Origin of the sequence: Pigmentiphaga humi (genome assembly GCF_900606115.1) — a bacterium.
GTDB classification, from domain to species: Bacteria; Pseudomonadota; Gammaproteobacteria; order Burkholderiales; family Burkholderiaceae_B; genus Pigmentiphaga; species Pigmentiphaga humi.
The window spans coordinates 1-11,052 of the sequence record NZ_UWPJ01000042.1; the positions used below are offsets into that span (position 1 = coordinate 1).

General features: G+C 67.5%; 11 protein-coding genes. 8 read left to right on the forward strand and 3 right to left on the reverse strand.

The genetic code is table 11. The annotated features are described in order from the left end of the window. Positions 1 to 125 precede the first annotated feature (125 nt). Positions 126 to 500: a Co2+/Mg2+ efflux protein ApaG gene (gene apaG, locus PIGHUM_RS23425; protein WP_124082157.1), complete on the reverse strand. Its 375-nt coding sequence runs from the start codon at positions 498 to 500 to the stop codon at positions 126 to 128. Between the two features lie 119 nt (positions 501 to 619). On the opposite strand from apaG, the gene rpe reads away from it, so the two are divergent. The 7 genes from rpe to PIGHUM_RS23460 all read left to right on the forward strand — a co-directional run bounded on the left by rpe (position 620) and on the right by PIGHUM_RS23460 (position 7,087). Continuing rightward, positions 620 to 1,333, forward strand: a complete 714-nt coding sequence (gene rpe, locus PIGHUM_RS23430; RefSeq protein ID WP_124082159.1) for a ribulose-phosphate 3-epimerase — start codon at positions 620 to 622, stop codon at positions 1,331 to 1,333. 23 nt (positions 1,334 to 1,356) lie between these two features. Next, the gene (locus PIGHUM_RS23435) at positions 1,357 to 2,061 is read left to right on the forward strand and encodes a phosphoglycolate phosphatase (protein WP_124082160.1); all 705 of its coding nucleotides are present in this window, start codon (positions 1,357 to 1,359) and stop codon (positions 2,059 to 2,061) included. 273 nt (positions 2,062 to 2,334) lie between these two features. Next, positions 2,335 to 3,855 carry an anthranilate synthase component I family protein gene (locus PIGHUM_RS23440; RefSeq protein WP_124082161.1) on the forward strand — a complete coding sequence of 507 codons (1,521 nt, stop codon included), beginning with the start codon at positions 2,335 to 2,337 and terminating at the stop codon, positions 3,853 to 3,855. 32 nt (positions 3,856 to 3,887) lie between these two features. After that, on the forward strand, positions 3,888 to 4,460 hold the full coding sequence (locus tag PIGHUM_RS23445) for an anthranilate synthase component II (RefSeq protein ID WP_124082162.1): 573 nt from the start codon (positions 3,888 to 3,890) through the stop codon (positions 4,458 to 4,460). Positions 4,461 to 4,492: 32 nt separating this feature from the next. Next, complete coding sequence (gene trpD / locus PIGHUM_RS23450) at positions 4,493 to 5,533, forward strand: anthranilate phosphoribosyltransferase (protein ID WP_124082164.1); 1,041 nt, start codon at positions 4,493 to 4,495, stop codon at positions 5,531 to 5,533. Between the two features lie 31 nt (positions 5,534 to 5,564). Further along, entirely contained in the window at positions 5,565 to 6,356 is a 792-nt protein-coding gene (trpC, locus tag PIGHUM_RS23455) for an indole-3-glycerol phosphate synthase TrpC (protein ID WP_124082166.1), read from the forward strand. Then, positions 6,353 to 7,087, forward strand: a complete 735-nt coding sequence (locus PIGHUM_RS23460; protein ID WP_124082168.1) for a uracil-DNA glycosylase — start codon at positions 6,353 to 6,355, stop codon at positions 7,085 to 7,087. Before trpC ends, PIGHUM_RS23460 begins: the two co-directional genes overlap by 4 nt. Before the next feature lie 38 nt (positions 7,088 to 7,125). Here the strand turns inward: PIGHUM_RS23460 and PIGHUM_RS23465 are convergent, their stop codons facing one another. Together PIGHUM_RS23465 and PIGHUM_RS23470 are read right to left on the reverse strand one after the other, a co-directional pair. Beyond that, positions 7,126 to 9,018 carry a M61 family metallopeptidase gene (locus tag PIGHUM_RS23465; protein ID WP_124082170.1) on the reverse strand — a complete coding sequence of 631 codons (1,893 nt, stop codon included), beginning with the start codon at positions 9,016 to 9,018 and terminating at the stop codon, positions 7,126 to 7,128. 79 nt (positions 9,019 to 9,097) lie between these two features. Further along, entirely contained in the window at positions 9,098 to 9,748 is a 651-nt protein-coding gene (locus tag PIGHUM_RS23470) for a nucleotidyltransferase family protein (protein WP_124082172.1), read from the reverse strand. 163 nt (positions 9,749 to 9,911) lie between these two features. Here PIGHUM_RS23470 and PIGHUM_RS23475 point away from each other — a divergent pair, with 163 nt between their 5' ends. Next, positions 9,912 to 10,688, forward strand: coding sequence for an enoyl-CoA hydratase (locus tag PIGHUM_RS23475; RefSeq protein ID WP_124082174.1), 777 nt, complete (start codon positions 9,912 to 9,914; stop codon positions 10,686 to 10,688). The last annotated feature ends 364 nt before the right edge of the window (positions 10,689 to 11,052 follow it).

Genomic DNA, 11,052 nt, shown 5'->3' on the forward strand with positions numbered 1-11,052 from the left:
GGACAAACGATAGCGTTCGCAGCAAACTGGCGACGGGGCATTGGGAAGGGGCTCCTGGGGAAGCGGCGGCGCCGGCGCTTCCCCGTACGTACGGGTCGGGTTGGGGGGGGCGGGGCGCGGCCGGATCAGTGCAGCGTGCGCGGCATGGCCAGCACGAACTCGGGAATGTCCACCTCGAAGGGCATGCCGTTCTCGCCCACACAGTGGTAGGTGCCGCGCATCGTGCCCACCGGTGTACCCAGCGGGCAGCCGCTGGTGTATTCGAAGCTTTCGCCGGGCTGCAGCAGCGGCTGCTGGCCGACGACGCCCAGGCCGCGCACTTCCTGCTGCTGCTGGTTGCCGTCGGTGATGATCCAGTGGCGGCTGATCAGCTGGGCAGGCTCCGAGCCGGTATTGGTGATCCGGATGGTGTAGGCGAAGACGTACTGCCGCTGCGCCGGATCGGACTGTTCGGAGAGGTAGCGCGGCTGTACCGTGACCGTCAATTCGTGAGATTTCATGCGTGCGCCATGGGTCGATGACATGCTTCTACAATGGAGGCCAACCGGCCGGACCGGGACAGCGGGCGCGGCGCGCCGGCAGGCCTGCCGGCGCATCGCCTCTGTAAACGGAATATCTTATGCCAGCCTTCGCCACTTCAGGGTCCGCCACGCGTATCGCCCCGAGCATTCTATCCGCCGATTTCGCCCGTCTGGGCGAAGAGGTGCGCAATGTCGTGGCCGCCGGCGCCGATTGGATACATTTCGACGTGATGGACAACCATTACGTTCCCAACCTGACGATCGGCCCCATGGTGTGCGAGGCCATCCGCCCGCACGTACAAGTGCCCATCGACGTGCACCTGATGGTCGAACCGGTGGATGCGCTGATCCCCATGTTCGCCAAGGCCGGCGCCGACGTCATCACTTTCCACCCCGAGGCGTCCCGCCACGTCGACCGCACGCTGGGCCTGATCCGCGAGCACGGCTGTCAGGCCGGCCTGGTGTTCAACCCGGCCACCCCGCTCGACTGGATGGACCACGTCATGGACAGGCTCGACCTGGTACTGCTGATGTCGGTGAACCCCGGCTTCGGCGGCCAGGGCTTCCTGCCCTCGGCCCTGGACAAGCTGCGCCAGGCGCGCGGCCGGCTGGACCGCCACCGCGCCGAGACCGGCCGCACCGTCCTGCTGGAGATCGACGGCGGCGTGAAGACCGACAACATTGCCGCGATCCGCGCCGCCGGGGCCGATACCTTCGTGGCCGGTTCGGCGATCTTCGGCAAGCCCGACTACGCCGCCGTGATCCAGGAACTGCGCCTGCAGATCGCCAAGGGCGAATCGTCCTACGCCTGAGCCCGCGCACGCAAGGAGCACCCATGACTTACCGCGCCGTACTCATCGACCTCGACGGGACGCTGGTCGATTCCGTTCCCGACCTCGCCCACGCCGCCAACGCGATGCGCGTGGCCTTCGGCCTGACGCCGCTGCGCGAGGACGTGATCGCGACCTTCGTCGGCAAGGGCATGGAGAACCTCGTGCACCGCACGCTGTCGGGCAGCCTCGAAGGCGAGGCCGAGCGGGCGCGTTTCCCCGACGCGTTGCAGGCGTTCCGCGATGCCTACCACGTCGTCAACGGCGAGAAGGCGCGGGTGTTCGAAGGGGTGGTCGAAGGCCTGCAGGACATGAAAGCGCAGGGACTGCGGGTGGCCGTCGTCACCAACAAGCCGGCCGAATTCACGTTGCCGCTGCTCGAACGGATCGGGCTGCGTGCGTATTTCGACGCGGTGGTCAGCGGCGACAGCGTGGCACGCAAGAAGCCCGACCCCATGCCCATGCTGCATGCCTGCGAACTGCTGGGGGTGCAGCCGGCCGAGGCCGTCGTGGTGGGGGATTCGATGAACGACGCCTCGGCGGCGCGCGCCGCCGGCTGCCGCGTGCTGCTGGTGCCTTACGGCTACAACGAAGGGCGCGATGTGCACGCCATCGAGTCCGATGGTATAGTGGCCACGCTTTTGGATGCCGCCCGGTGGGTGTCGCAATCCCAGGTCCTGTCCCGGACGCCGGTGCATCCCCAAGCCTGAATTCACTTCCAGGACCCTGTCCCCATCCTATGTCGACCACGACTCGGCCGTTCGCCCAACCCTGCGCCTGGTGGCGCTGGTGGCGTTCGTCTGCCGGGTGGTGGTGATTCTCCCTGGCCCTCAGCCTGCACGTTGAGCGGCCGCCGCAGTAAAAAGCAAAACCCCTAACGAATCCCCCCGCCCGCGTCCTTGCCGGACCGTCGGGCCATGCGTGCTTGTGCGTTCCGGTCAAGGCCTGCGGTCTGCAATGTCTTCCAGGAAAACGAGGTACGCATGACTGAAGTCGAATTCCAGGCCCTGGCTTCCCAGGGGTACAACCGGATCCCGCTGGTGTCCGAGACCTATGCCGATCTGGACACCCCGCTGGGCCTGTACCTGAAGCTGGCCCAGAGCGGCCCGCGCCGCGGCGCGATGAGCTGCCTGCTCGAATCGGTGGTCGGCGGCGAGCGCTTCGGCCGCTATTCCTTCATCGGCCTGCCGGCGCGCTCCTTCATCCGCGCGCGCGGCCGCAATGTGGAAGTCGTCACCGACGACCAGGTGGTCGAGCGCCACGAGGGCGATCCGCTCGCCTTCATCGCCGAATACCAGAAGCGCTTCAAGGTGGCGCTGCGCCCCGGCATGCCGCGCTTCGTGGGCGGGCTGGCGGGCTATTTCGGCCACGATATGGTGCGCCACATCGAACCCCGGCTGGGGCCGTGCACCAAGCCCGACCCCGCCGGCATGGGCGACCCGGTGCCCGACCTGCTGCTGTTGCTGATCGACGAACTGGCCATCATCGACAATCTGAGCGGGCGGCTCTACCTGATGGTCTACGCCGATCCCTCGCAGCGCGAGGCCTATGCGCGCGCCCGCACCCGGCTGCTCGAGCTGCGCGCGCAGCTGCGCCGTCCGGTCGAGATCCCGTACGGCCAGCCCAGCATGACGACCGAGGCTCGGCGCGACTTCCACAAGCCGGACTACCTGGCCGCCGTGCTCCGGGCCAAGGAATACATCGCCGCCGGCGACCTCATGCAGGTGCAGGTGGGCCAGGTCATCGCCAAGCCCTTCCGCGATTCCCCGCTTTCGCTGTACCGCGCGCTGCGCTCGCTCAACCCCTCGCCTTATATGTACTTCTGGAACTTCGGCGATTTCCACGTCGTCGGTTCCTCGCCCGAGATCCTGGTGCGCCAGGAAGCGGTGCAAGAGCAGGGTCAGACGCGCAGTCGCGTGACCATCCGGCCGCTGGCGGGCACCCGTCCGCGCGGCGGCACGCCAGAGGAAGACCTGGCCCTGGCCGAGGAGCTGCGCGCCGATCCCAAGGAAATCGCCGAACACGTCATGCTGATCGACCTGGCCCGCAACGACGTCGGCCGCATCGCCGAGATCGGCTCGGTGGAGGTGACCGACCAACTGGCGATCGAGCGCTACTCCCACGTCATGCACCTGGTGTCCAACGTTACCGGGCTGCTGCGCCAGGGCATGAGCTCCATGGACGTGCTGCGCGCCACCTTCCCCGCCGGCACGCTGTCGGGCGCGCCCAAGGTGCGGGCGCTGGAACTGATCGACGAGCTGGAGCCGGTGCGGCGCTGCGTCTACGGCGGGGCGGCGGGCTACCTGAGCTACGGCGGCGAAATGGATCTCGCCATCGCCATCCGCACCGGCGTGATCAAGAACGGCATGCTCTACGTGCAGGCCGCCGCCGGCGTGGTCGCCGATTCGGAGCCCGAAAAGGAATGGCTGGAGACCGAAGCCAAGGCGCGGGCGGTGCTGCGCGCCGCCGAGCAGGTCCAGCTGGGGCTGGACGATCCGGTTTGAACGCCACGATTCAATGCATGCAAGGAATGGCTATGTCGCTTTTGATGATCGACAACTACGATTCGTTTACTTACAACCTCGTGCAGTACTTCGGTGAGCTGGGCGCCGACGTGCGCGTCGTGCGCAATGACCAGATCACGCTGGAGGAAATCGCGGTCCTGGCGCCCGAGCGCATCTGCATTTCCCCCGGGCCGTGCTCGCCCGCCGAGGCCGGCATTTCGGTGCCGCTCATCCAGGCCTATGCCGGCAAGGTGCCCATCCTGGGCGTCTGCCTGGGGCACCAGTCCATCGGCGCCGCATTTGGTGGCAAAATCGTCCGCGCGCGGCAGATCATGCACGGCAAGACCTCGGCCATCACGCATACGGGCAGCGACGTGTTTCAGGGTTTGCCGTCGCCGTACACGGTGATCCGCTACCACTCGCTGGCGATCGAGCGCGAAAGCCTGCCCGATTGCCTGGAGGTGACGGCGCAGACCGACGACGGTGAAATCATGGGCGTGCGCCATCGCACCCTCCCCGTCTACGGAGTGCAATTCCATCCGGAGTCCGTCCTGAGCGAGCACGGCCACGCCTTGCTGCGCAATTTCCTGAAGTTGAACGCATGAACCAGCGGCAACGATTTCCCGAGGAGTCTCTTGTGCCCATTACCCCGACCGAAGCGCTGGTGCGTTGCATCGAACACCGCGAGATCTTCCATGACGAGATGCTGTCGCTGATGCGCATGCTGATGCGCGGCGAGATGTCGCCCGCCACCGCGGCGGCGCTCATCATGGGCCTGCGCGTCAAGAAGGAAACCATAGGCGAGATCACCGCCGCCGCGCAGGTGATGCGCGAGTTCGCAGACGGCGTGCAAGTGGCCGATACCGGCAGCCTGGTCGACCTGGCAGGTACCGGCGGCGACGGCGCGCATACCTTCAATATCTCCACCGCGGCCATGTTCGTGGCGGCGGCCGGTGGCGCCAAGGTCGCCAAGCACGGCAACCGCGGCGTGTCGTCCTCGTCGGGCAGCGCCGACGTGCTGGAGGCGCTCGGCGCCCACGTCATGCTGCCTTCCGAAGCCGTGGCCGAATGCATAGACGCCACCGGCATCGGCTTCATGTTCGCGCCGCTGCACCACTCGGCCATGAAGAACATCGCGCCCATCCGCAAGGAACTGGCGGTGCGCACCATCTTCAACCTGCTCGGGCCGTTGACCAATCCGGCCGGCGCGGCCAACCAGTTGATGGGCGTGTTCCACCCCGACCTGGTCGGCATCCAGGTGCGGGTGCTGCAGCGCCTGGGTTCCAAGCACGTCCTGGTGGTATACGGCAAGGACGGCATGGACGAGGCCTCGCTGGGCGCGGCCACCATGGTCGGCGAGCTGCGCGACGGGGAGGTGTCCGAGTACGAGATCCATCCCGAGGACTTCGGGCTGCAAATGGTTTCCAACCGTAGCCTGAAAGTCGCCAACCGCGACGAATCCCGGGAACTGGTGCTCGAGGCCTTGTCCAACAAGCCTGGGCCGGCGCGCGACATCGTCGCGCTCAACGGCGGCCTGGCCATGTATTCCGGCAATGTCGTATCGTCCGTTGCCGATGGCATCAGGACAGCCTTCGAACTGATCGCCAGCGGCGCGGCGCGCGCCAAGCTGGACGAGTTCGTCGCCTTCACCCGGAACGCCGCAAGCAAGGCTGCCTGACGGCGCGGCTTCAATACCGATTGGAACGTTCATGAGCGATATTCTTCAACGCATCCTGGCCGTCAAGGCCGACGAAGTGGCCACCGCCAGGCTGCTGCGCAGCGAATCCGACCTGCGCCGCGAAGCCGAGGCCAGGCAAGACATCCGGGGCTTTGCCCGGGCCATCGAGGCGCGCATCGAGGCCGGCGCCGCCGGCGTCATCGCCGAGGTCAAGAAGGCCTCGCCGTCCAAGGGCCTGCTGCGCGAGAAGTTCCAGCCCGACGAGATCGCCGTTTCCTACGCCGCCCATGGCGCGGCCTGCCTGTCGGTGCTGACCGACCTGCAGTTCTTCCAGGGTTCGCTGGACACCATGCGCCGCGCGCGCGCGGCCTGCGCGCTGCCGGTGCTGCGCAAGGACTTCATCGTCGACAGCTACCAGGTGGTGGAAGCGCGCGCGATGGGCGCCGACTGCATCCTGCTGATCGTCGCGGCGCTTGCCCCTTCGCAACTACGCGAGCTGGAGGCGCTGGCGATGGATCTGGGCATGGACGTGCTGGTCGAGGTCCATGACGAAGCCGAGCTCGACGTCGCATTGGGCCTGCGCACCGGACTGCTGGGCATCAACAACCGCAACCTGCGCACCTTCGAGGTGTCGCTCGACACGACCATCGGCCTCTTGCCGCGCATTCCCGCCGGCAAGCGCGTGGTGACCGAGAGCGGCATCGTCGGCCAGGACGACGTGCGCCGCATGCGCGAGCATGGCGTGGATGCCTTCCTGGTCGGCGAGGCTTTCATGCGGGCGCCGGACCCGGGCGCCGAGCTGGCCCGCCTCTTTCCGGCATGAAAGATCTCTTCGACGCCACGCCCGCCAATGCCCTGCGCGAGCCCTTGTCCACGCACGTCGCGCAACTGCCGGCGGCATGGCGCGAGCGACTCGCCGGCGTTCTGGCCAGCCCCGGCTTTGCGCGCTTGCAGGCATACGTTGACGAGCGCCTGGCCGGCGGGGCGACGATCTATCCCGAGCGGCCCTTCCGTGCGCTGGATCTGGCCGAACCTGCCTCCACCCGCGTGGTCATCCTCGGGCAGGATCCCTACCACGGGCCCGGACAGGCGCAAGGCCTGGCGTTTTCCGTGCCCGACGGGATGAAGCGTCCGCCCAGCCTGCGCAACATCTTCAACGAAGTGGCGACGGATTGCTGCGGAGATCCCGCCCGCTTCGGCAATGACCTCACACGCTGGGCCCGCCAGGGCGTGCTGCTGTTGAACACCTCCCTCACGGTCGAGGACGGCGCGCCCGCCTCGCACGCCAAGCAGGGATGGGAAGCCTTCACCGACGCGGTGATTGAGGCGGTGGCCGAGGAGCCGGCGCCCAAGGTGTTCATGCTGTGGGGCAGCCATGCGCAGGCCAAGGCGGCGCTGCTGCCGCCCGGCAGGCACCTCGTGCTGACGGCCAATCATCCCTCGCCGCTGTCGGCCCGGCGGCCGCCCCAGCCTTTCATCGGCTGCGGCCATTTCGCCAAGGCCAATGCCTGGCTGGCCGACCAGGGGCGAGCGCCCGTGGATTGGACCGCATAAGGCCTGTGCCGGGCTTTTTCAGCGTTGACAGGCCCGGCTCAGATCCCCGCGCCGCCCGCCACGCGCTCGATCTTGCACTCGGCGCCGGCGTCCGGCGGATCCAGCCGCAGCGTATACGCGTGCAGTTCGTCGCGCCGAAAGGCGTGCACGGTGAGCACCGCTCCCGGCGCATGGCGGGCGAGCAGCTTGTCCAGCGTGCCCGCCTGCACCCGCAGCCCGTCGATGGCGATCAGCACGTCCTGCGCCGATAGCCCGGCCCGGTGTGCCGGGCCTTTCTCGTACACCGTTTGCAGCCGCACCTCTTCGCCGACGCGCTGGATTTTTGCGCCTAGCGAAGGCATGGCGCCGGCCTGCCACGACAGCCGGTATCCCTGTTCGCCCAGCAATTGCTCTACCGGCACGTCCTCGCGGCCGCGCACGTAGCGGCGCAGGAAGTCGCCGGCATCGACGCCCGTGGCCTCCTTGATCAGCTCGCCCACGGCGTCTTCGGCGATGCCCTGCGCGGCGCCCTGGTAGAACGCGCGGCCGTAGCGCTGCCACAGCAGGCGCATCAGATCGTCCAGGCTGCGCGCGCCCCGGGATTCGCGGCGGATCAGCATGTCCAGCCCCAGCGCCACCAGCGAGCCCTTGGTGTAGTAGCTGACGATGGCGTTGGGGGAGTTCTCGTCCTGCCGGTAGTAGCGGGTCCAGGCGTCGAACGAGCTTTCCTCCACCGATTGCTTGTGCCGGCCGGGCCCGGCCTGGACGGAAGCGATGGTGCGGCCCAGCATGCGCAGGTAATCGTCCTCGCCCACCAGGCCGGCACGCAGCAGGAACAGGTCGTCGTAGTAAGAGGTGAAGCCTTCGAACAGCCAGAGCAGGCGGGTGGGGTTCTCGCGCTCCAGGTCGTAGGGGGCGAAGGCCGCGGGCTTGATGCGCTTGACGTTCCAGGTGTGGAAATACTCGTGGCTGACCAGCCCGAGGAAATTGCGGTAGCCGTCGCTCTGCTCGGGCCGCCCGCGCACGGGCAGGTCGGCGCGCGAGGCCATCAGCGCGGTGGAGGCACGGTGCTCCAGCCCGCCGTAGCCGTCGCCCGTCGCCATGGTCATGAATACATAGCGGTCCGAACTGTCCAGGAACGGCGCGCGGCGCGTGCGCGGCTCGAAAAAGGCGATCTGCTTCTCGCAGATCCTGCGGATGTCGTCCGAAAGACGCTCCAGATCGAGATTGGGAATCTGTCCGGTGAACACCAGCTCGTGCTGTGCGCCGCAAGCCTCGAAACTCGCGACCTGCGGCGTGCCCATTTCTATGGGATGGTCGATCAGGGCATCGTAGTCGGGCGCGGCGTACATGCCGAAGCCGTGCCGGCGCGCGCGCTGCGGATGGCCGGCGGCTTCCGGCAGGCTGGTGTAGACCTTCCATTGCCGTCCGGGCGGCGGCGCCAGTTCCAGCAGGCAGGGCAGGTGCTCCTGGCCGGCCACGCGCAGGAACACGCTGGTGCCGTTGAAGAAACCGTGGCTTTCGTCCAGGTGAGCCGCGCGGACCGAGAGGTCCCAGGCATAGATCACGCAGGTGATCTGCAGCGGCCCGCGGCATGGGGCGGCCTGCCAGGTCTGCTTGTCGAGCTTGGCGAGTTCGACCTTGCGGCCCCAGGCGCGCGCCTCGATGCTTTCGATCTGCCGGGCGAAGTCGCGGATCATGTAGCTGCCCGGAATCCAGGCCGGCAGGCTGACGCATTGGCCGCCGGGATCGGGGGTGGGGATGGTCAGCGTGACGGTGCAGCGGTGGCCGGCCAGGTCGGTGGGCTCCAGGCGATAGGTGATGCCCCCCGGGGTGATGCCCCCCCCTACGCGCTGACGCGCGCCCCCCGGGGGGCGGCGCTGGCGGACCGGCGGAGCCGGATCCGCGGCGCCCTGGGGTTGGGGAGGGTGACTTGGGTTGTGGCTGTGCATGCTTCTGGCTTACCTGAAATGTTAGGCGATGGCTCGTTTATATACGCATATGGCGATGGGGCGTCTCGCCGTTGTGGGCTCAGGCGAGCTGGGTGGGGCCGGCGTCCAGGTCTTGCGGCGTGTCGACGTCGCGCAGGCAGCCGGGGTCGGAAACCTCGATGGGCGTGACGTGGCCGGCGATGAGGCGGCGTGCGCCTTCGTCGCCGCGCAGTTGCGTCAGGCCGTCGGTCCAGTCCGGGCCCAGCAGGACCGGGTTGCCGCGCATGCCGCGATAAACGGGCGCGAGGACGGCGCGGCCGCGCCGGGAGGGGGGCAGGGCGAGCCAGGCGTCGCGCAGGGCGGCGATGGTGTCCGGATGCACCCATGGCATGTCGGCGGGCATCACGCACCAGGCGGGAAGAGGATCGCCGGCGCCGGCATATTGCCTGCTCAGGCTGGCGACCGCCTGGGCCAGCGTGGCGCCCATGCCCTCGGATGCCCGGTCGCAGGCGACGACCTCGCAGCCTGCCTGGGCCAGGACGCCGGCCGCGGCCGACGACGATGCGGGGACGGCCGCGGCCACGCGCGGCAACGCCGCTTGCAGGGACGCTGCGGCGGCCACGCATACAGGCCTGCCGGCCAGCACGGCCATCAATTTGTTGGCGCTGCCATCGGCGGAAAAACGGCTGCCGCGCCCGGCCGCCAGCAACAGGCCGATCAAGGTGGTTCCGCTGCTTGCTCCTGCGGTCATGCCCGGGCTTCCTCTTCTCTATATATAGGACAAGGGCAAATGGTGCGCGCCCGTGCCGGGAAACTCAAGGCGGCCCCGCGTGCGCGGTATGCTTGGCGGAGTGTTCCATGGGCGGCTGGCGCCAGCCGTTCCGCATCCATCTATACAGCAGAGGAGTCCGGCCGTGAGCGAAGCGCTGGTGTTGATCGAACGTCGAGGCCGCGTCGGCCTGCTGACGCTGAACCGTCCCAAGGCGCTCAATGCCTTGAACGATGCGCTCATGGATGAGCTGGGCGCCGCGCTGCTGGCCTTCGAGGCGGATCCCGATGTGGGCGCCATGGTCATCACCGGGAGCGAGAAAGCCTTTGCTGCCGGCGCCGACATCGGTGCGATGAAGGACTGGTCCTATGCGGACGTCTATGGCTCGGATTTCATCACCCGCAACTGGGAAACCCTGCGCCGCATCCGCAAACCCGTGATCGCCGCGGTGGCGGGCTATGCGCTGGGCGGCGGCTGCGAACTGGCGATGATGTGCGACATCCTGGTGGCAGGGGACAACGCCCGCTTCGGGCAACCCGAAATCAAGCTCGGCATCATCCCCGGCGCGGGCGGCACGCAGCGGCTGCCGCGCGCGGTGGGCAAGGCCAAGGCGATGGACCTGGTGCTGACCGGCCGCCTGATGGACGCCGCCGAAGCCGAGCGGTCCGGGCTGGTGTCGCGCGTGGTTTCCGCCGACAAGGTGCTGGACGAGGCGATCGAGCTGGCGACCGTAATCGCCTCGATGTCGCTGCCCTCCGTCATGATGGCCAAGGAAGCCGTCAACCGCGCCTATGAATCGCCGCTGTCCGAAGGCCTGCTGTTCGAGCGCCGCCAGTTCCATGCCCTGTTCGCCACCGAAGACCAGAAAGAAGGCATGGAAGCGTTCATGACCAAGCGGACGCCGCAATTCAAGCACCGTTGAGCGGGGATCCTCCCGCGGCCTGACCTTTAAGACGGAAAGGTGCGGGTTTTCCCCGGGGAAGGAAAAAATTTTTGCGGAGGAGAAAACGGCGATGTATCGCCGTTTTCGACGTGCGAAATGCCCTAAAGAGGTGCGTTTCCCTTCACGAAACTGACAAAAAGGCGTGGATCGGTTTGCAAAGCCTTTTCCGCCTTGCTATAGTTTCGTTCTCGACGCAGCAAACGCAGCGCAGCGAGGCCGGAAGCGGTAACGCGGGGGTCTTGATGTGATGCGGCGAAGAGTGAGATGAGCAGTCCGGCAGCAATTACGCAAGAGCGGGTGCGGCGGATGGCGAGTCAAAAAGAAGAAGCTGCTTCTTCCTGTG

Coding starts and splice junctions, on each gene's coding strand:
- PIGHUM_RS23460 (WP_124082168.1), top strand. CDS start 6,353: ATGAAAGATCTCTTCGACGCCACGCCCGCCAATGCCCTGCGCGAGCCC.
- PIGHUM_RS23445 (WP_124082162.1), top strand. CDS start 3,888: ATGTCGCTTTTGATGATCGACAACTACGATTCGTTTACTTACAACCTC.
- rpe (WP_124082159.1), top strand. CDS start 620: ATGCCAGCCTTCGCCACTTCAGGGTCCGCCACGCGTATCGCCCCGAGC.
- PIGHUM_RS23465 (WP_124082170.1), bottom strand. CDS start 9,018: ATGCACAGCCACAACCCAAGTCACCCTCCCCAACCCCAGGGCGCCGCG.
- PIGHUM_RS23440 (WP_124082161.1), top strand. CDS start 2,335: ATGACTGAAGTCGAATTCCAGGCCCTGGCTTCCCAGGGGTACAACCGG.
- apaG (WP_124082157.1), bottom strand. CDS start 500: ATGAAATCTCACGAATTGACGGTCACGGTACAGCCGCGCTACCTCTCC.
- PIGHUM_RS23470 (WP_124082172.1), bottom strand. CDS start 9,748: ATGACCGCAGGAGCAAGCAGCGGAACCACCTTGATCGGCCTGTTGCTG.
- PIGHUM_RS23435 (WP_124082160.1), top strand. CDS start 1,357: ATGACTTACCGCGCCGTACTCATCGACCTCGACGGGACGCTGGTCGAT.
- trpC (WP_124082166.1), top strand. CDS start 5,565: ATGAGCGATATTCTTCAACGCATCCTGGCCGTCAAGGCCGACGAAGTG.